Annotated in this window: 18 protein-coding genes and 1 tRNA gene; 13 read left to right on the forward strand and 6 right to left on the reverse strand. The window is 62.9% G+C overall.

Annotated features, from left to right (window positions below):
- The first annotated feature begins 599 nt into the window (after positions 1-599).
- The 5 genes from AC1C2M_RS06950 to AC1C2M_RS06970 all read left to right on the forward strand — a co-directional run bounded on the left by AC1C2M_RS06950 (position 600) and on the right by AC1C2M_RS06970 (position 6,697).
- Positions 600-1,340 carry a DedA family protein gene (locus AC1C2M_RS06950; RefSeq protein ID WP_495435734.1) on the forward strand — a complete coding sequence of 247 codons (741 nt, stop codon included), beginning with the start codon at positions 600-602 and terminating at the stop codon, positions 1,338-1,340.
- Between the two features lie 146 nt (positions 1,341-1,486).
- Positions 1,487-2,563 carry an extracellular solute-binding protein gene (locus tag AC1C2M_RS06955; RefSeq protein ID WP_495435735.1) on the forward strand — a complete coding sequence of 359 codons (1,077 nt, stop codon included), beginning with the start codon at positions 1,487-1,489 and terminating at the stop codon, positions 2,561-2,563.
- 103 nt (positions 2,564-2,666) lie between these two features.
- Complete coding sequence (locus AC1C2M_RS06960) at positions 2,667-3,680, forward strand: ABC transporter ATP-binding protein (RefSeq protein WP_495435736.1); 1,014 nt, start codon at positions 2,667-2,669, stop codon at positions 3,678-3,680.
- Between the two features lie 9 nt (positions 3,681-3,689).
- Entirely contained in the window at positions 3,690-5,513 is a 1,824-nt protein-coding gene (locus tag AC1C2M_RS06965; RefSeq protein ID WP_495435737.1) for an ABC transporter permease, read from the forward strand.
- Positions 5,514-5,788: 275 nt separating this feature from the next.
- Complete coding sequence (locus tag AC1C2M_RS06970) at positions 5,789-6,697, forward strand: LPXTG cell wall anchor domain-containing protein (protein ID WP_495435738.1); 909 nt, start codon at positions 5,789-5,791, stop codon at positions 6,695-6,697.
- A gap of 173 nt (positions 6,698-6,870) precedes the next feature.
- Here AC1C2M_RS06970 and AC1C2M_RS06975 read toward each other — a convergent pair whose 3' ends face one another.
- Positions 6,871-7,287: a DUF5997 family protein gene (locus AC1C2M_RS06975; protein WP_483405021.1), complete on the reverse strand. Its 417-nt coding sequence runs from the start codon at positions 7,285-7,287 to the stop codon at positions 6,871-6,873.
- 106 nt (positions 7,288-7,393) lie between these two features.
- Here AC1C2M_RS06975 and AC1C2M_RS06980 point away from each other — a divergent pair, with 106 nt between their 5' ends.
- Positions 7,394-8,161, forward strand: a complete 768-nt coding sequence (locus AC1C2M_RS06980) for a LysR family substrate-binding domain-containing protein (protein WP_495435739.1) — start codon at positions 7,394-7,396, stop codon at positions 8,159-8,161.
- A 6-nt stretch (positions 8,162-8,167) separates the two neighbouring features.
- Here AC1C2M_RS06980 and AC1C2M_RS06985 read toward each other — a convergent pair whose 3' ends face one another.
- The gene (locus AC1C2M_RS06985; protein WP_495435740.1) at positions 8,168-9,253 is read right to left on the reverse strand and encodes a VIT1/CCC1 transporter family protein; all 1,086 of its coding nucleotides are present in this window, start codon (positions 9,251-9,253) and stop codon (positions 8,168-8,170) included.
- 273 nt (positions 9,254-9,526) lie between these two features.
- Here AC1C2M_RS06985 and AC1C2M_RS06990 point away from each other — a divergent pair, with 273 nt between their 5' ends.
- Both AC1C2M_RS06990 and AC1C2M_RS06995 read left to right on the forward strand, forming a co-directional pair.
- The gene (locus AC1C2M_RS06990; protein WP_483405024.1) at positions 9,527-9,778 is read left to right on the forward strand and encodes a hypothetical protein; all 252 of its coding nucleotides are present in this window, start codon (positions 9,527-9,529) and stop codon (positions 9,776-9,778) included.
- Positions 9,779-9,788: 10 nt separating this feature from the next.
- Complete coding sequence (locus tag AC1C2M_RS06995) at positions 9,789-10,175, forward strand: MmcQ/YjbR family DNA-binding protein (protein ID WP_495435741.1); 387 nt, start codon at positions 9,789-9,791, stop codon at positions 10,173-10,175.
- A gap of 82 nt (positions 10,176-10,257) precedes the next feature.
- On the opposite strand, the gene AC1C2M_RS07000 is transcribed toward AC1C2M_RS06995, so the two are convergent.
- Both AC1C2M_RS07000 and AC1C2M_RS07005 read right to left on the reverse strand, forming a co-directional pair.
- Complete coding sequence (locus AC1C2M_RS07000) at positions 10,258-10,758, reverse strand: MarR family winged helix-turn-helix transcriptional regulator (RefSeq protein ID WP_495435742.1); 501 nt, start codon at positions 10,756-10,758, stop codon at positions 10,258-10,260.
- Complete coding sequence (locus tag AC1C2M_RS07005; RefSeq protein ID WP_495435743.1) at positions 10,755-12,437, reverse strand: MDR family MFS transporter; 1,683 nt, start codon at positions 12,435-12,437, stop codon at positions 10,755-10,757. The genes AC1C2M_RS07000 and AC1C2M_RS07005 overlap by 4 nt, the downstream gene beginning before the upstream one ends.
- A gap of 254 nt (positions 12,438-12,691) precedes the next feature.
- On the opposite strand from AC1C2M_RS07005, the gene AC1C2M_RS07010 reads away from it, so the two are divergent.
- Positions 12,692-12,764 (forward strand) — tRNA-Arg (locus AC1C2M_RS07010).
- Positions 12,765-12,952: 188 nt separating this feature from the next.
- Here AC1C2M_RS07010 and AC1C2M_RS07015 read toward each other — a convergent pair.
- Positions 12,953-13,732 carry an SDR family oxidoreductase gene (locus AC1C2M_RS07015; protein ID WP_495435744.1) on the reverse strand — a complete coding sequence of 260 codons (780 nt, stop codon included), beginning with the start codon at positions 13,730-13,732 and terminating at the stop codon, positions 12,953-12,955.
- 474 nt (positions 13,733-14,206) lie between these two features.
- On the opposite strand from AC1C2M_RS07015, the gene AC1C2M_RS07020 reads away from it, so the two are divergent.
- A complete protein-coding gene (locus AC1C2M_RS07020; protein WP_495435745.1) occupies positions 14,207-14,794 on the forward strand; it encodes a TetR family transcriptional regulator in 588 nt (195 codons plus the stop codon).
- Between the two features lie 189 nt (positions 14,795-14,983).
- Here AC1C2M_RS07020 and AC1C2M_RS07025 read toward each other — a convergent pair whose 3' ends face one another.
- Positions 14,984-16,015, reverse strand: a complete 1,032-nt coding sequence (locus AC1C2M_RS07025; protein WP_495435746.1) for an NAD(P)-dependent alcohol dehydrogenase — start codon at positions 16,013-16,015, stop codon at positions 14,984-14,986.
- A 510-nt stretch (positions 16,016-16,525) separates the two neighbouring features.
- Here AC1C2M_RS07025 and AC1C2M_RS07030 point away from each other — a divergent pair.
- The 3 genes from AC1C2M_RS07030 to AC1C2M_RS07040 all read left to right on the forward strand — a co-directional run bounded on the left by AC1C2M_RS07030 (position 16,526) and on the right by AC1C2M_RS07040 (position 19,712).
- The gene (locus AC1C2M_RS07030) at positions 16,526-17,122 is read left to right on the forward strand and encodes a hypothetical protein (protein ID WP_495432421.1); all 597 of its coding nucleotides are present in this window, start codon (positions 16,526-16,528) and stop codon (positions 17,120-17,122) included.
- 620 nt (positions 17,123-17,742) lie between these two features.
- Positions 17,743-18,747, forward strand: coding sequence for a LacI family DNA-binding transcriptional regulator (locus AC1C2M_RS07035; RefSeq protein WP_483405877.1), 1,005 nt, complete (start codon positions 17,743-17,745; stop codon positions 18,745-18,747).
- The gene (locus AC1C2M_RS07040; protein WP_495435747.1) at positions 18,696-19,712 is read left to right on the forward strand and encodes an ABC transporter permease; all 1,017 of its coding nucleotides are present in this window, start codon (positions 18,696-18,698) and stop codon (positions 19,710-19,712) included. Before AC1C2M_RS07035 ends, AC1C2M_RS07040 begins: the two co-directional genes overlap by 52 nt.
- Positions 19,713-19,719: the final 7 nt, after the last annotated feature.

The following is a 19,719-nucleotide window of genomic DNA, read 5'->3' on the forward strand; positions in this document are numbered from 1 at the left end:
ATCTGATCTGTCTCGGTGCTAGTCAGCCACTGCCCGCGCGGCGGCTTCCCCTCATACTCATCGGTCCAAGCAGACCCGAGCGACTGTTCCCTGATCATGCGTCCGTTTTCGTCACCGACCCAAGCGCGGAAATCGACGCGTGCTCCCTCCGTGGGTTCGATTCGGTATACAACGATTGGCCGCCTACGTGCGATTGACTTACGTGCCATGAAATGCCTTTCGGTGTGGTGCCGTCCTACGGGACTCTATTAGGACATTGCACGTGTCCATGAGCGTTACCCAAGGACTGGGGGCAACGTCCGTCATCGGTGCCCACCGTTTGCCCACAATCGAGTGCGAGTCCACTTGTCCGAGAGGTCGGAACCTGATCGACAACGGCCAGAAAATCGGGCTTGGCAAAGCCAGGCCGCTAGTTACTGCCGCTGAAGTTAGGGTTCAAATCCCGCCGTCTCCGCCACCACCCCCACTCTTCGAGTGGGGGTTTTGTGTTGCCCCGCTCGCGCTCAGGAACCCCTCAAGGCCGCTGTGACAGACTGGGCGGGAACCTTTGGCATCGCCGACGTGGTCGTTGCCGCAGTCCAATCCACTGTGGAGACTCTATGCATTCGCTTTCCCACGCCGCCAGCGTCATCGCGGCCTCGGCTGACTCGTCGTCAGCTGGCGTCGCAGACGGAATCGCCGGATGGGCGATCTCGGTCATGGAGGCCCTCGGCCCGATCGGCGCGGGAATCATCGTTTTCCTCGAGAGCGTTTTCCCTCCGATCCCCAGCGAGATCATTCTTCCTCTGGCCGGTTTCACCGCGAGCCAGGGAAACTTCAGCATTGTCGAGGCGATCGTGTGGACGACCGTCGGCTCGGTTCTCGGTGCTTTCCTGCTCTACGGGCTCGGCCGATTGCTCGGCCATGACCGCACGATGTGGCTCGCTGCCCGCATCCCGTTCGTCGACCCGGACGACATCACGAGAACCGTCGAGTGGTTCGGGCGGCACGGAAAGAAAGCCGTGTTCTTCGGACGGATGCTGCCCATCTTTCGGAGCCTGATCTCCATTCCCGCGGGCATCGAGAGGATGAACCTCGCCGTGTTCGCGGTTCTCACCCTCGCGGGATCATTGATCTGGAACAGTATCTTCGTGATCGCCGGATTCCTGCTCGGTGAGAACTGGAGCGCGGTCCTGCAGTACGCGGACATCCTCAAGTACCTCGTCGTTGCGGGTGTTGCCTGCCTCGTTGCCTGGTGGGTCGTGCGCACCGTGCTGCGATACCGTGCGCGCCGGGTAGCACTCGCGGAACAGCCCGAGGAGATGCCCGCGCCTGATCTGGACCAAACGCAGCAGCGATAGAGTCCTCGTCCTCCGTGGGCGGCTAACCTCTGGTGAACATTTCTCGCTGGGCACCCCTTTGGGGCGCGCTGTCCCCTAGGTTGGAGTGGTCAACCACATGCCAGCAGGACGCGACCCGGGGTCTGTCCTGCTCGAAAGGACTGAACGTGAACAACCGCACCGTGCGATCGACGTCGATTGCCGCACTTCTCATCGGCGCCGTCGCCCTCACCGGCTGCTCCGCGGATCCGGAAGCATCCTCATCGGAAGCTCCGGCGGAATCCGGCGGAACGCTCATTGTCTACACGAACTCCAACTCGGACGGTCGCGGCGAATGGGTCACCGAGAAGGCCGCAGAGGCGGGCATCGAAATCGAGATCGTTGGTCTCGGTGGAGCCGACCTCGCCAACCGGATCGTCGCGGAGAAGAACAACCCTGTCGGCGATGTTGTCTACGGGCTCAACAACATGTACTTCGAGACGCTCAAGGAAGAAGAGGCGATCACCGCCTACGAGCCGGCCTGGGCAGCAGAGGTCGACCAGGAGTCCGGTGACCCCGACGATGGCGCATTCTGGCCGCTCGTTGAGCAGGCGATCGTCACGGTCTATGACACGAACAGCGTGAGCGAATCTGACGCGCCGACCGAAACCAGCGACCTGTGGAGCGACAGCGCCTACGAGGGGCGCTACGAGGTCAACACGGTCCTCGGCCAGGCGACACCGCAGCTGATCCTCGCCGGTCTGCTGACGCAGTACGTCGACGAAGACGGAGATCTCGGAATTTCTGACGAGGGCTGGGAAGAGGTCGAGAAGTACTTCGCCAACGGTTCGCCCGCTGTCGAGGGAACCGATCTCTACGCTCGCCTGACGCGCGGCGAGGTGGACTACGGGGTCATTCCCTCGAGCGGCATCACCGCACGCGACGCTGAGTACGGAACGAAGACCGGGGTCATCTCGCCCAAGATCGGCGTGCCGTACGTCACCGAGCAGATCTCCGTCATCGCCGGTACGTCGAAGGAAGCACAGGCAGAGGAGTTCATCGACTGGTTCGGCAGCGCCGAAGTCCAGGGCGAGTTCGCCGCCGAGTTCTCGGCCTACCCGGTCAATGAGAAGGCCCGTGCCTCGGCTCTCCCCGAGGTCATCGAGCTCATCGACTCCCTTGAGAAGCAGGACATCGACTACGGATTCGTGCGCGAGAACATCAGCGCGTGGGTCGAGAAGACCGAACTCGAGTACCTGCCCTAACCGCTCGTCCTTCCCGTCTCTGGGGTGAGGCGGACGCGGGTAGTCCGCGGCCGTCTTTCCCCCTCAACCGCCGTTTATCGTGGAACGGTCTGCTGGAGCCCAGATGATCACGTACGACAACGTCGAAGTCCGGTTCGGTGAGCACGTCGCCATTCCCGACCTCAACCTCGAAATCGCCGAGGGCGAGTTCTTCACTCTCCTTGGCCCATCGGGCTGCGGCAAGACAACGGCACTCCGAACCCTCGCGGGCTTCATCGAGCCGTCACGCGGCAGGATTTTTATCGACGGTAAGGATGCCACTCGGCTGCCGAGTGAGAAACGCCGCGTCGGTATGGTGTTCCAGAACTACGCACTCTTCCCCAGCATGAGCGTCGGTGAGAATATCGCCTTCGGTCTGGCCGTTCGCAAGACCAAGAGGGCGGAAGCCGATCGACTCGTCGCTGAGATCGCCGACCAGGTCGAACTCACGCGTGAGCAGCTCGACAAGAACGTCGCCGAGCTCTCGGGTGGCCAGCAGCAGCGAGTGGCCATCGCACGAGCGCTCGTCCTCAAGCCGCGCATCCTCCTGCTCGACGAGCCGCTCTCCAACCTCGACGCCAAACTGCGTGTGCAGTTGCGCGAACAACTGAAGAACCTCCAGAGCGAACTCGGGATCACTACGGTCTACGTCACCCATGACCAGGAAGAGGCCCTGACGATGAGCGATCGGATCGCCGTCTTCAACAAGGGCGTCGTCGAACAGGTGGGCACCCCGGAGGAGATCTACGACCGGTCGCGAACGGAGTTCGTGTGCACCTTCGTCGGAGCCATCAATGCGCTGTCACCTGACTTCGTCCAGCGGCTCGTCTCAGCTGGCGCCTCTGGGCTCGACCCGGCGAAGCCGTCGTACCTTCGCCGGGAGAAGGTGTCTCTGTACCCGCCGCGAACAGGGGAAAACAGTATCCGTCTGGATGGCATTGTCGCGGCGCGCACCTACCACGGTGCGTACAGCACCTACGCGATCGAGTCGGGTGCAACAACGCTGCTCGCGATGGTGACGGAGAACGGCGACGCTCTGTTGGAGCCGGGTTCGACGGCCGACCTCTACGTCGACCCGACCTCGATCCTGCAGTACTGAGGAGTCGACATGCGGAACTCATCGCTCGGGGCCATGCTCCGCTCACCGCTCGTGATCGTTGTCTCGGTGGTGCTCGTGTGGTTCATCGTCACCTTCCTGCTGTTCCCGAACATCAACCTGCTGGTGTCGACGTTCTTCCCCGGCGGCGAGTTCAGCGCCCGCGCGGTGGAGAAGCTCGTCAGCTCCGAGCGCGCCATGAAGAGCCTGTGGCACAGCTTCCTGCTCGCGATCACTCTTTCGGTGACGGTCAACGTTGTCGGCATCTTCATCGTGCTCGTCACGAAGTACTTCCAGATCCGGGGCGCCCGCGTGCTCTGGCTTGGCTACGCCACCACACTGATTTACGGCGGCATCGTGCTCGCCGCCGGCTACAACTTCATCTACGGCCGGTACGGGTTCATCACCAACGCCGTTCGCAACGTCTGGCCAGAGGTCGATCCGAACTGGTTCTCCGGCTTCTTTGCCGTTGTGCTCGTGATGACGTTCGCGACGACAACGAACCACATGCTGTTCTTGTCCTCGGCACTCGCGAAGGTCGACTACCAGACCATCGAAGCGGCGCGGAACATGGGAGCGTCGACCTGGCGCATCCTATGGAAGATCGTTTTGCCCGCCCTCCGTCCGATGATTTTCGCCGTCACGGTGCTGACCTTCCTCACCGGTCTCGGCGCGCTCACCGCACCGATCGTGCTCGGTGGTCCTGACTTCCAGACCATCGCACCGATGATCGTCACGTTCTCGAAGAGCACCAGTTCCCGTGACCTCGCCGCGCTCCTCGCGATCATCCTCGGCGTCGCTACGATCATCCTTCTCGCGGTCATGAACCGCGTCGAGAAGTCGGGCGTCTACTTCTCCGTCGCGAAGGTCGCGACCCCGCTGCAAAAACAGCGAATCCCGAACCGCGGTGCGAACGCGATCGTCCACATCATCGCCTACGTCCTCTTCGTCATCTACGCGGCGCCGGTGCTGCTCATCGTCCTGTTCTCCTTCGTCGATTCGACCGCGGTGCTCACCGGGTCGATCACGCTCAGTTCGTTCACCCTCGACAATTACGCGACGGTCTTCGGTACTCCTGCCGTGCTCCGGCCGTTCGTCGTCAGCGTCGTCTACAGCGCGCTCGCCGCACTCATCGTCGTCGGCGGGCTGCTGTTCGTCTCGCGGGTGATCCAGAAATATCGGAACCCTGTGACATCCGTTCTCGAATATCTCCTGCACATTCCGTGGATTCTGCCGACGATTCTCATTGCGCTCGCACTCGTGATGACGTTCGACCGGCCCAACCCGCTCATCGGTGGCCAGGTGCTCACGGGCACCGCCGTGCTGCTGCTCGTCGCGTACATCATCGTGAAGATCCCGTTCACGCTGCGGCTGCTCAAGGCGGCGTTCGCGTCGATTCCCGATTCACTTGAGGATGCCGCTCGCATCCTCGGTGCGAAGTCACTGTTCACCTTCCGCAAGGTGTTGTTCCCGCTCGTGATTCCGACGGCCGCCGCGATCACCGCGCTCAACTTCAACAGCCTGCTCGACGATTACGACGCCGCCGTCTTCCTGTATCACCCGCTGTACGAACCGCTCGGCATCGCCATCAAGGCGAGCACCGAGGGTGAGAACAACCTCGACTCGATGTCGATCACCTTCGTCTACACGGTGCTGCTCATGATCATCATGGGCCTCACGATGTATCTCGTGTATGGCCGCTCTGCCGGCGCGAAGAAGCGCCGTTCTCGGTTCAGCGTCGTCGGCGGGCCGTCTGCGGCCGGTCCGGGTGCAGCGGGCACGGATGCAGCAGGCACGGATGCCGTGGCAACCGCGGGGGCAAATCCTCGTTCCTGAGTGATGCGTGCGTTCCTGACCGAAGATCGGCGCGGGCTTTTTGCATCCTGCGCAAATATTGCGGTTTTCTTACCCCGGTCTGGGGCCAATCCTGACGCAGCTGCCGGAGGGTAGTCCTTGCAAGGGGAGAAACCCCTTGTCGTGTTGCCAGGCCGCCCGAGGTCGGCACGCGGAGCGACCGTTCTGCGCTGCTGCGCTTACCCGATCGCGCAGCTCAGACCGGAATGATGACGCACTCCCGAAGATAAGCCGGGCGTGCGTTCAGGAAGGTTATTGTGAAGACTCACACCAAACTACTCGCCGGCTTCAATGCCAGCGTTCTCGTGGGAGCCGCCCTAGTGCTCTTCGCGGGAGCAGCACCGGCGTCCGCGCACACACCGAAGGTAGTTGCGACGTGCGACAGCCTGACAGTGACACTCAAGAACTATGGCGCGACCGCCAAAAACTCCGCCAAGGTGACCATCGACGGCAAGACCGTCGAGAACGCAACCTTCGGTAAGGAATTCGTCAAGGCATACAAGTTCGACGACCGGACAGTTGCCCACAGCTACACCGTCGTCGTCGACGCACCTGGCACCACTTACGACGTCACCGAATCGAAGAAAAGCGAGCCGTGTCCAGCGCCAGCAAAGCCTCCGGTAGTCAAGCCTCCGGTGGTTAAGCCTCCGGTGGTCAAGCCACCGGTAAAGCCTCCAGTCGTTACACCTCCGGTAGTCACACCGCCGGTCGAGGAACCGCCGGTTGTTGTTCCGGAGAAGCCCAAGCCGCTCGAGAGCGCCAAGTCGGTTGAGGACGTCAACTGCGAGAGCAAGACGGTCAAGACCACCACCACGACCGTAACCACCGGTTGGACGCTCGATGAGAAGTCCAACACCTGGGTCAAGGACGAACCGAAGACCACGGTGAAGGAAACCGTACGGGACGCAACAGCCGGTGAGTGCCCTGTCGAGACTCCTCCGACGAAGGTAACACCGCCGGTCACCGACACGCCTCCGACGGCCGTTACGCCTCCGGTCACCCCTCCGGCGCCTGCGTCGACCACTCCTCCGGTTGCCGACACCACTCCGGTTGCTGACGCCCTGCCGTCAACGGGTGCGGATGCCGCCTGGGCGCTCCCGCTCGCGGGTGGCCTGCTTCTCGCTGGTGGCGCACTGATGCTCGTGCGTCGTACACGCCGCGCTTAAGCACACAGCTGAACACAGGAACGGCCCGGAGAATTCTCCGGGCCGTTCCTCTGTTGCGGGTGCCGCCTGGCTCTCGGCGCCGCTCGCTCCTGCGGCATCCGTCACGGGGTAGGTGCCGAACGCAGAACGGCCCGGGAAGCCAGAGCTGCCCGGGCCGTGCTGTCGGTGAAACGTTACTTCTGCTGGCGTGCCTTCTCGTCGGCAAGGGCGCGCTGCCCGGCCTTCTTGTCGTTGATGCGGCTGTTCTCGGCACGCACCTCGGCCTGGGTGGCGCGCTCGGCCACGAGCCACGCCGGGGGAGCCTCGAGGAGTGCGGTGATCTCGGCCGTCGTGAGCGCGGCGTCGTTCATCTCGGCGCGTGCGAGACCGGACACAGAGACGCCGAGCTTGCGGGCAACCTCGATGCGGGGGTGCGGGCCGTTCTTGCGCAACTCGACGAGCCATTCCGGCGGCGAGCTCAGCAGCTCATTGAGCTGTTCGCGGGTGACCGGGTTCGAGCGGAATTCTTCGGGAGTTGCCGGCAGGTAGACGCCCAGCTTCTTAGCGGCCGTCTCCGGCTTCATCGTTTGGGGGGTCTTGTTCGTTGCCATGTTCCCAGCTTAACCGCCAACCGGCACTGTGGAGCGCGGGAGGAGGCATCCGTAATACCCTGAACAGACCGCCGCACACCGATGCGGTGGGGATGGAAGAGGACCGATGGATACTGCCGAGACGCCAGGACCGCGGTTCACGATAGCTTTTGTGCCCGGGGTGACGCTCGCCAAGTGGGCAACCGTCTGGCAGGAACGCCGCAAGGATCTGCCGCTGGCCTTCGCGCCGACCACCGAAACGGATGCCGTGAGCGTGCTTCACGAAGGAACCGCTGACGTCAGTTTCGTGCGGATGCCGGTGGACGACACCGATCTCAGCCTGATCCCGCTCTACAGCGAGATCGCCGTCGTCGTTGTACCCAAGGACCACGATCTGGCGAAGCTCGAATCGGTGACGGTGGCCGACCTTGCCGATGAGCACCTGCTGCAGGACCCTGACGAGGTGCCCGAGTGGCGCGACGTCGCGGCCGAGGTGCGCGATGGATCGCGTCGGCCGTTGCCCGAACTTCGGTCGGTCGAGGACGCGATCGAGCTCGTTGCGGCCGGAGTGGGAATCGTCATTGTGCCGCAGTCCGTCGCGCGGTTGTATGGGCGTAAGGATGTCGTCGCTCGGCCCGTCACAGACGTCGCCGAGACCCGGATCGGGCTGGCCTGGCTCGCCGAGGAGACGACTCCGGATATCGAGGACTTCGTCGGTGTGGTGCGGGGGAGGACCGCGCGGTCGTCCCGTGCTCCACAGGAAGAGCCGGAGAAGGCGCCACCGAAGGAGCGCAAACCCCAGCAGAAGCCGAAGGCGAAGCCGTTCACTCCGCGCCAGGGCCGCGCCCCGAAGAAGCTGGGCAAGGGCCGCAACCGGGGTCGCGGGCGCTCCTAGCCAGCGCTACGCAACGGTCGTGCCGAATGCGAGCCCGAGCAGATAGGTGATGGCGGCAGCGCCGTAGCCGATCGCGAGTTGACGCAGCGCACGTTTGAGCGGTGACGCTCCCGACAGCACACCAACGACAGCGCCCGTCATCAGCAGGGCGATGCCAACGAGGGTGGCGGCGACCGCAACGGCACCGAGCCCGCTCATGCCGAACAGGTACGGCAGCACGGGGATGATCGCGCCGGACGCGAAGAACAGGAAGCTTGAGAGCGCGGCGCCCCGTGCGGAGCCGATCGAATCGCCTGTCTGGGCAGACAGGGTGCCGGTGTCGAGCCCGACGTGCACGCAGTCGAGGTTGTTGAGCACCTCGCGGGCATGCTCGGCGGCCTGCTGGGGCGCCATCCCGCGCACCCGATAGACGTACTGCAGTTCGTTCGCGTTGACGTCGAGCTGGGGGAGCACCTGCCTGGCGGTTGGGTCTGGCGTGGTCGAGTCGAGCAGTTCGCGCTGCGAGCGGACGGACACATACTCACCCGCGGCCATCGACAGGGCACCGGCGAGCAACCCGGCAACACCCGCGGCGAGGACAACACCGGTGCCGACGCCGGTCGCACTCATGCCGAGCACGAGCGCGAGGTTGGAGACCAGGCCGTCGTTGGCTCCGAAGACAGCGGCGCGGAACGTTCCCGACATGTTGTTGCGGCCGCGTGCTGCCAACCCGCGCACGATCTCGGTGTGCAGGCGTTCGTCGGCCGCCATCGCGTCTGTCGCGTCGGCATCCGCTTCGTACGGAGATCGCGATTCAGTCCGCTGCATCAAGGCGAGCACGAAGACCGAGCCGAAGCGTTTCGCGAAGAAGCCGAGCAGTCGGGTGCGCAGCGCCGTACGGGTGGGCTCGTTCGCGTGCTCGCCGAGCAGGTCGATCCAGTGAGCTTCGTGGCGGCGTTCCGCCTCGACGAGGCCGAGAAGGATCGCGCGTTCCTCGCCGGTACGCCGACGGGCGAGTTCGCTGTAGACGGATGCTTCGGCGCGTTCGTCGGCAAGGTACTGTCGCCAGCGTTTGATGTCGGATGCCGTCGGCGATGTGCGGGGTTCGGTCACGGTACTGCTCCTGAATCGGGTGACCGACGATTCCGGGGTGCGGAAACTTCGGCCATCGTTGAGATGTGGCCGAAGGTCTCGCTCGCCCGCAGTGCGCGGGTGGGCTGCCGGGTCGAAAGACCAGTGTGTCGACAGACCGCGTCGCCGTTTCTGGAGTGAAGCGGCGGTGGGAACTACTCCCCTTCGCTGGGAGAGAGTCTACCCCAGCGAGTTCTGCTGGATCGGGGTTGGCCGGGCATCACCTGAGCGCACTTTCAACGTACGCTCATAGGTATGGCACGAAGCAATAAGAAGCGGCCGAGCATCAGGGAGTCGGGTGGCTTCACCAACTGGCTCAACAACTCGCTGCGGCCGTACATTGGCCCACCTCCGCTCGGGCCATACAACGAGGAGCCGTTGCCGCCCGCCTCGGCGTCGGCGTGCCCCCTCTGCGGTCAGCTCATGTCTCTGCACATCGTCGACCGCAGTGGTGAGCGCACCCAGCTGTACTGCCCGACCGGTGACGACACGGCGGCCAGCGCGTAGGATCACCCGCGTGGAGCATCCGCGACTGTTCGAACCGGGTGACGCGGTCGTCGACCGCGTGCGGCAGATCTGTGCCGAGTATCCGGAGTTCGCTGAGGTCGAGGCGTGGGGCCGACCCACATTCCGTGCGGGCAAGAAGCTCTTCGCGGTGATGGGCTCGTCGATGGATCGCCCGCACACCCTGGTGTTCAAACCTGATCCCGACGAGCGGCCGGCTCTTCTCGAAGACCCACGGTTCTTCGTGCCTCCCTATTTCGGGCCGGGTGGCTGGCTCGGCGTCGACCTCGTCGAGGCTGATGTCGATTGGGAGTTCATGGCGGAACTCATTGACGAGTCGTATCGGCAGATCGCGCTCAAGCGCCAGATCGCAGCGCTCGATGCGCGCGGATTGCGTTAGGGGATTAACGAAACGGATGCCGTCCCGCGTGCGTGCGGGACGGCATCCGTGTGAAAAATGGTGGCGGTCGGAGCGCCGCGGGTCAGTCGGTTGCGGTGAACTCGTCGTTACGCCGGTCGATCGCCTCGGTGAGGCGCTCGAGCTGTGCCGCGAAGCTCTCGAGTTCGTCGACCTCCCAGTCGGTCAGCAGCGGATACATGACCGACCTGCCCGACGGATTGACCGAGCGCATACGACGGCTGCCTTCCTCGGTCAGCACGAGGAAACGGGCCCTGCCGTCGGACGGGTCGGTGCGCGTCTCGACCAGGCCGAGCTCTTCGAGCTGCCGGATATGCCTGCTCACAACGCTCCGATCGACCACCAGGCGTTCGGCCGCGACACTGGCCTGCACCGAACCGCATCGCTGGATCAGCCGGAGCAACTGAAAGCCGGCAGGCGGAAGGGTGGGGTCGATCGCCGCTGCCGCGTTCTTCAGGATGAGCTGAAGCTTGCGCGACAGGGCACCCATGTTGACCTCGACGCCCACGATGGCCGCTGAGTGCCGGTCGGAGTCGGGGGAGACGTTCGTCGCATCCGTGGTCATGGTATCCTCGTCGGATTCGATGTCGCGCCATCATCTTCCGGCTTCACGGTCGGGATCTGACCGGTTGGATTGGCGAGGCCGACCGGGGGGAGCGCAACACTCGCCGTCGAGACATCGATGAGGATGTCGCTGGCGTCGCGGTCGTGCGACGTGTCGACGGGCTGCTTCTTCAACTGCACGGCGTTGAGCTTACCGAGCGGTGCGTTCGGAATGAAGATCGTCGCGATGAGAGTGACGAGGGTGAGCGGAACGGCGCAAAGGAAGACGAAGCCAACCCCACTGCCGTACGCACTCTCGACGACGCTCTGCAACACCTCGGGCAGCTCGTGGATCTGCGGGATTGTTCCGCTGCCGAGGTACTTCCCAGCAAGGGCCTGGTCCGTCGGCGCGAGGGCACCGACGTTCTCCTTGATGCTCTGCGCGACGACGGTGCCGAGCACCGATCCGAGTACGGAGACGCCGATGGTGCCGCCGAGGCTCCGGAAGAAGGTGACGGCGCTGGTGGCGACGCCGAGGTTGCGCACCTCGATCGTGTTCTGAACCACCAGCACGAGGTTCTGCATCAGCATGCCGAGACCCGCACCAAGGACGGCCATGTAGATACCAACGAGGACGAGGTTGGTGTCGTAGTGGAGAGTGCCGAGGAGGACGGAGCCGATGACCGTGAGGACTGCACCGGTCACCATGATTGCCTTCCACTTTCCGCGACGGCTGATCATGCCACCGAAGATCGTCGAGGAGATGAGCAGACCGGCCATCATCGGAATGGTGAGCAGCCCGGACTCTGTCGGCGTGGCTCCGCGGGCGAGCTGCATGTACTGCGCGAGGAAGACTGACGTGCCGAACATGGAGACACCGACCGAGATGCTGGCGATCACGGAGAGCGTGAACGTGCGGTTCTTGAACATGCCGAGAGGGATGATCGGTTCAGGCGACTTGAGTTCAACGACGACAGCGCCGACCAGAAGGATGACAGACCCGAGCACCATCAGGAGGCTGGGTAGTGAAATCCAGTCGAACTGCGTGCCGGCGAGCGACACCCAGATCAGGAGGAGCGAAACGCCGGCGGCGATGAGGATCGCGCCGAGGTAATCGATGTGAACCTTGCGCTTCGGCTGCTTGGGCAGGTGGAGCGTGCGCTGCAGCAGGACGATCGCGATGATCGCAATCGGCAACGCGATGAAGAAGTTCCAGCGCCAGCCGAGGGAATCCGTGACCAGGCCACCGAGGAGCGGTCCACCCACGGTTCCGACGGCCATGACGCCGCCGAAGAGGCCGGCGTACTTGCCACGGTCGCGCGGGCTGATGATGTCCGCCATGATGATCTGGCTGAGCGCGGCGAGTCCGCCACCACCGAGACCCTGCAGTACGCGGAAGAGGATGAGCGTGTCGGTGTTCTGCGAGAAACCGGCGGCAGCTGAGCCGATGACGAAGAGGCCGAGTGCAAGCTGGATGAGCAGCTTGCGGTTGAAGAGGTCAGCGAACTTTCCCCACAGCGGGGTGGAGACGGTTGTTGCCAGGAGGGTCGAGGTCACGACCCAGGTGTATGCAGACTGGTCGCCCTCGAGCTCGGAGATGATGAGGGGGAGGGATGTCGCGACGACAGTTCCGGCGAGGATCGACACGAACATGCCGAGAAGCAGACCCGAGAGGGCTTCGAGCACCTGACGGTGGGTCATGGTGCCGTCGGCGGAAGCGGTCCGTTGTGGTTTTATCGGTGCGGATGACCGTGAAGCTCGAGGCATGTGACTCCTGATGACGCGGGGAAGCTTTATTGACAAACGTCAACTATAACATTGACAAACATCAATTATAACCCGCGCTAAGGGTTCTGTCACGTGACCGTCGCTGCCTCGATTGGCGCGGAGCCGCCGGGTCATGTAGTCTCTAATACGGCCTGCGGAGCGAGAGATTGTCTCCCGGTCAAGCCCATGCGCCCGTAGCTCAACGGATAGAGCATCTGACTACGGATCAGAAGGTTGGGGGTTCGAATCCCTTCGGGCGCACGTTTAGCCCCGGAAAGACGCCGATTATGGCTGTCTCTCCGGGGCTTTTTCGTTGGTGCCCCACACTATCCCCACACTTTGAATTGCTGACCGGGTTCTGTGCCCGCGTTCCCTGGGCTTGTTCTGGGAGCCCGGTATGCCCCGGGTTCGGTCTGACAGGCCGTTACGAGAGCACGGGTGCGTTCCACCTAGACAGTGATCTCCCACTCGGCGGCTTGCGCTTCCCGGGCCTCACGTTCCGTCGACGGCGGGAAAACGTTGCGGTAGCTGGAAATCTCACCGGTGATGACCTTGACGATCACGTCCACCATTTCCTGCGGGTCGCCCTGCCCCGGGTAGGTGAACGTTGGTAGCTGCCAACCCGGCAGGACCGCCGTCTCCGGGTCGTACCAGTAGGACGACGCTTCGATCGCGGTGTCGTTGAAACCGGTTTGGAAGGGCCCGGGCTCCACAGTCGCCACGGTGATGCCGAGGGGCTTCAGCTCCTCCCGCAACGTGGCGGCGATCGCTTCGATCGCGTACTTCACCGCGGTGTATGCGCCGCCGAAGGGCTGGGCCAGCAGGCCGGCAATGGAAGAGTTGAATACGATCTTGCCGCTGCCGCGAGCGGCCATCTGACGGATGAAGCGCTTCGTCAACTCCAGGGGAGCAAACACGTCCGACTCGAAGTTCGCCCGAATGAGCGACATCGGCATGTCGGTCAGATTTCCGATGTAAGCCACAGCCGCGTTATTGAACAGCACGTCGACGTCATAGCGGAGCGCGTGCGCAACGTCGACCTCGTCGAAAAGGTCGAGCTTGATGACCTCGATGTTCTCCATGCCGGCGGCCGCGATCTCTTGACGCAACTGCGTCGCCTGCGGCCATATCTGCACCCCCGCGATAACCCGATACCCGAGACGGGCCAAATCGAAGGCGGCGAGTCGGCCGAAGCCAGTACCTGCGCCGGTAATAAGAACGGTATTCATGTCGGCCTTCTTTCGTTAGTAACTAACTGGTTGGTAGTTAAGGTAAAGGCGCGGTGCGTGGATGTCAACTAGCTAGTTAGTTATTAATGCGCATGACGTCGCCGAAGGGTGAACCGACGACGACTGTTGAGCGCCACAGCCGAGGTCGCCCAGTATGAGCTGGAGGCTACCGAGGCTGAAACTTCCGCCGCCATGCGGCGAACCGGTGCGAACTTGCCAAAGCGGGGAGGCCGAGCACCAACACGAACGCGTTAGAGATCAGGGGTAAGGGAGCAGGCCACACACGCCCATGGCGGATTCATGAAACTTGGAAACGTCACGCGCGAACGGATACTCGCTGCAGTGACGTTGAGTTCGCGCAGTTCGGGATTGAAGCCATCGAAGGCTCTGCCTCGCCCACTCCGGTATCTCGGACGGGTGCGTCAGTGCGCGACTCCAAGCAGGCACCAACTAGTTAGTTCTATCATGGTCACTATGAGAAAAAGAGGGGAAGCGAGCCGAGCCAGGATCCTTGAGGCGGCGCAGGCCGAGTTCGCGCAGTACGGTATTGCCGGAGCTCGCGTGGCTCGAATCGCGGACAACGCAGGGGTCAACAAAGCACAGCTGTATGCCTACTTCGTCAGCAAGGAATTGCTGTTCGACGCTGTCTTCGCTGAGGCAATCAACTCGATCATGGACGCCGTCCCCTTCACCCCGGAGGATCTGCCCGGGTACGCGGTCGCGCTCTACGACGACCACCTCGAGCACCCGGAGTTGGTGCGGCTGGCCACGTGGTCTCGGCTCGAGCGGCGGCCCACGGGGCATCTCAGTAGCGAGCTGTCGACCGAATATGGCAACAAGGAAGTCGCTATCGCGGCGGCGCAGGATGCCGGTCTCGTCGACGAAAAGTTCGATCCCTTCGACGTCATCGCGAGCGTGGTCGCCATCTCGATGGCCTGGTCGCCGGCGAGCACCGTATTCGCCGCAAGTCCGACGGATCCTGCCGCTGAGCACGAGCGCCGCCGGGATGCCTTGCGGACAATCGTCGCGCGAGGATTCGCGCCGTCGACTCAGCAGATCTGATCAACTCACTACCGAGGGTCTCGTGAGCGAGTCCATCAATCCACTCGGTGCATACCCTGTGGCAGAGCTGGCCGGCATCGTTGATGGCGGCACGCGTCGTGTGCCGCGCGCATGAAGAGGCGTTGAGCGCGAAAACGACGAGCAGGTACACGCGGAGCGGCACGGCGACCGACGCGAGCCAGAGGCGCTTCACAGCTCCTTCATGTCGAGGGCGAATCGGAACCGGACGTCGTTGCGTTCGAGTCGCTCGAGTGCTGTGTTGACGTCGCGCGCGGGCAGGACCTCGACGTCGGCGGTGATGCCGTGCTCATTGCAGAAGTCCAACATCGCCTGTGTTCCCGTGGTTCCTCCGCCGCCTGCTGAGGCGATGCTCCTTCTCCCGAAGAGCAACGCGAAGGGGTCGAATTGCAGGGAGCCGAGCGCGCCGAGAGCGCACAGGGTCCCGTCGAGCGCGAGGGTGTGAAGGTACGGGGTGAGGTCGTGTGGCGCCGAGGCGGTGTCGACGATGAGGTCGAACCGGTTCGCTTGCTCCTGCATGGCCGCCTCATCTCTAGATACGACCACTTCGTCCGCTCCCAGGAGTTCCGCACCGGCGGCCTTCTGCGCGGATGTGGTGAACAGGACGACGTGGGCGCCGAGTGCATGGGCGAACTTCACGGCGAGGTGTCCGAGGCCGCCGAGTCCCACGATTCCGACGGTCTTGCCCGGTCCGGCGCCCCAGGCGATGAGGGGCTCCCAGACCGTGACTCCCGCGCACATGAGGGGAGCGACGCTGGCGGGGTCAAGCTTGTCGGGGAGGGCGTAGACGAACTTCTCCTTCGCTACGTACTCAGTCGAGTACCCGCCTTGAGTCGCCGTTCCGTCGATGCGGTCGGTGCTGCCGTAAGTGAGGGTGGGGTACTCCAAGCAGTAATTCTCTTGATTGGCAAGACACATGTAGCAGGCGCCGCACGAATCGGCGAGGGTTCCGACAGCGACGGGGTCTCCCGCCCGGAATCGAGTGACGTCGGTTCCTATCGCCGTGACGAGGCCGACGAATTCGTGCCCTGGGACGAGGGGCTTGTTCCCGTTGCGGTGGATCTCGTTGAGGTCGGAGTGGCAGACTCCACAGAAAGTCACGTCGATGGCGACATCGTCTCCACGCAGATCGCGCCTCTGAATGGTCTGAGCAGTGAGGGGCTGGCCGTCCGTGACAGCGACGAGTGCAGTGGTTTCTCGCATGGGATCTCTTCTTTCTTAGTGGAGTGCGGTTGGCGAGGAGGAGTGGACGGATGCGTTTCGGGGAGGCCGGTGCGGAGCTGTGACGGTGACGCCTCTGCGCCGCACCCTGCTGGTCGGAGTCCGATGACGACGGTGTTCTTCTCGTGCGTCTTGGGGTTGGGGTCGATCGTGTGGAGCGCGCCCCCGGACGCGGCGGGCACCCAGAAGCCACTGACGAAGAGCTGGTTCGCGACACCGGCGATGAAGACCGGTCCCGGACGCGTCCCAGGGTCGAGGCGAAGAGAGAGGAACATGGTCAGTTCTACTAACAAACTAGTCGGTTACTGATTTGTCAATAACGTAAGGCCTGCCCGTCCGAAAGTCAACCAACCAGTTAGTCAAACCAGCCGCGGAGGTAGTCTCGCTTCACGCGCCGGACGGCGATGATGTCACCGACACAAGGATCCTGGCGATCGCTCTCGCTCAAGATCCCGAGCTCCGCAGCGGGTTGAGGCGCGCGCAGCTGAGCTGGTGCCGTCCTGGCTGCAGCGCTACCACTCCGCCACCACCCGGCTCTCAGAGGCGGCCCGGGAGGAGTTCGACCGCGTCCGACGTCAGTCCAGCTCGCCCGAACGAACTAATTTCACAATCCCGCCGGGCGCGAACGGTGACCGGCGAGGGGCGACCCATAAGTGGCATGTCCTCTCCGATGAGTTCGGCAACTACCGAGCTGACCTGCAGTCACTCGAGCAGTACGTGCTCGAGACGGAGCTCTGCCATGCAGCTGTCGTTTGGTACCGCAACCCATCGAATCGGGCCAAGATCGCTCTCGTCATTCCCTGGCAGAAGCGGGACGGCTGGCACAGTCTGTACATCGACTTCCTCTTCGTCCACGCATCCGCGGGAGTGCTAAGGCCTTCGATTGTTGACCTGCACGGTGCGTTCATTACGAAGCCGTCGGCAAGCTCAGGGGCCTTGCCGCATACGTCGAGAAGCACCCAGATGTGTTTCACCGTGTGCAGGTCGTTGACCAGCTCGAGGGCCGGTACCGAAATGCTGGATCTGCTCGACGATGGTGTGCGTGCCGCTCCTCACGTACAAGGGCAAGGACACCGACGATGCCGCTGAGCTTTGATGCGCTCAAACCGGTACTGATCGCATCTGCAATGCCCGCCGGAACCCCTCCGGCCGTGCCTCGCTGAGTCATTACTCACGTCGCCGAACCGCTTCGGCGCCGACCGTGATCCGAACCCAGCAACTGCCCAAGTGCTGGGCGGCCCGGTCGGCTGTGGGACGGTTCGAGATGGTCCCGCTTGCTTCGTCACGTTCGTCCGCTCTCTCTACGGATCAAAAGGGCTGGGGGTTCGAATCCCTTCGGGCGCACGGTATGCCCCGGAAAGACGTCGATTACGGCTGTCTCTCCGGGCTTTTTTGTTGGCGCCCTGCGCCGGTCTGGCTCGCCGCTGGCCTGGCAGCGGGATCTCGACTCAGCGCTGTGTCGCTGCACTGCCATGGTCGTCGCCAGCCTGAGTTGATTGAACTCCGAGATTACGGATGCTCAAGGCGCAGGCGATTTGGGATGGCCGTTCACGGGGCGCGCAGGTTGGAGTGGCAGCAATTGCTTACTTCAGCTGAACGCAAATGTCTTTGTTGACGCCGGGGGTGCGAGCGGGTTACTCTGTGTGAGTTATACGAATAACTGGCTTACGAGGAGGTGAGACATGGTACCCAAACGCAATAGCCCGACAATGTGGGAAGTGGCCGAGCGCGCCGGAGTGTCTCAGGCGACGGTCTCCCTCGTGCTCAATAACGTTGGCGGAAGTCGAGTAGCTGACGCGACCAAGGCCCGTGTCCTCGACGCGGTCGAGGAACTTGGTTTCCGCACAAACGCTTTCGCCAGGTCCCTTCGAAGCGGCAAGTCGGGAATGATCGGTTTCATCTCAGACGAAGTCGCAAGCGCCCCCTTCGCCGGCAAACTCCTCAAAGGAAGCCAGCTCTGCGCCTGGGAATCGGGAAACGTTATCCTCAGCGTCGATACGTTCAACGAACCCGAGCTCGAAGCGGCCGCGATCGAAATGATGCTGTCCTACCGCGTTCAAGGCGTCGTTTACGCCTCGATGTACCACCGCGTTCTCGATGTGCCAGCAGCCTTGGCGGGAATACCTACCGTGGTCGTCAATGCGCAGGATCGCGCTCGCCTGGTGCCCAGCGTCTTCCCCGATGAGGAGCTGGGCGGATACACTGCCGCGAAGCATCTAATCGAAGCGGGCCATACGCGGATCGGGATGATCAACATTCAGTCATCTGATAGCGATTTGCCCGCAGGGATCGGTCGACTCGCGGGTTACCGCCGAGCCCTTAATGAAGCTGGCATCGGGGAGGACCCGCGTTTCGTCCGGTATGGTTCCGGAATCGTTGAAGACGGCTTCGACCTGACGCGAGCTCTCATGAAGGAGACTGAGCGACCGACTGCGATCTTTTGTGGCAACGACCGGACCGCGTGGGGCGCATACCGCGCCCTGGAGTCGCTTGACCTTCGCGTGCCGGACGACTGCTCGATCGTCGGCTTTGATAATCAAGACACCCTCGCGCCCTACCTTGACCCTGGGCTGACCACCGTTGCGCTGCCCTATGAGGAGATGGCCCGCCGGGCCGTCGAACTGCTTCTCGCCGCTGAGGAGCCGACCCAAAATCCCATCGAATGTTCATTGGTCCGTCGTGGATCAGTGGCGAGTGCAAAGGTGCCCGCATGACCACAGAAACATCGCCGCAGATAATCTCCCGAGCAAGGCCAGAACTCAAACGCAGTCGAGCGCGTTCGCGCCTACGGCGCGCACTTCAGTCATGGCAGTTATACGTATTACTAACCCCGGCAGTTGTCTACATTGTGCTGTTTAAGTACTGGCCGATGTATGGAGCCCAGATCGCCTTCCGCGACTACAACCCCGCTGACGGGTTCGCCGGCAGTCCGTGGGTCGGGTTGGAGCACTTCATCCGATTTGTCGAGTCGTTCCAATTCGAGCGACTTCTGGTGAACACTCTGACCGTGAACGCGCTGGGTTTGCTGCTCGCGTTCCCGGTGCCGATAATCCTCGCGCTCATCGTGAACCAGCTGCAGAGCGACCGATTCAAGAAGCTCACTCAGACTGTGCTGTACTCGCCGTCCTTCATTTCGGTCGTCGTTGTGGTCGGGATGATCCACCTGCTGTTCTCTCCGCGATCAGGAATCGTCAACAACGCGATCGTGACCTTTGGGGGCGACCCGATTTTCTTTATGGGGTCTCCGGACTGGTTCCGGCCGTTGTACATCGGGTCGGACATCTGGCAGAACGCCGGTTTCTCGATGATCGTTTACCTCGCGGCGCTCACTGCGATCGACCCTGCGCTGCACGAAGCCGCTCGAGTCGACGGAGCGAATAAGTGGCAGCGGATCCGGCACATCGACATCCCCGGCATCATGCCGGTAATCACGATCCTATTTATCCTCGCGATCGGCAACCTGTTCAACCTCGGCTTCGAGAAGGTCCTGCTGATGCAAACCGATCTCAACCTGCCCACGTCCGAAGTCATCCAAACCTATGTCTACAAAGCGGGCTTGCAACAAGCACAGTTCAGCTACTCAGCCGCAATTGGGCTGTTCAACTCCCTAATCAACCTCGTTCTGCTGCTGACCTTCAACTGGGTCGCCCGCCGTTCGGGCCAATCGAGCCTTTGGTGATGACGCC

The organism is Mycetocola sp. Y444, assembly GCF_059445295.1.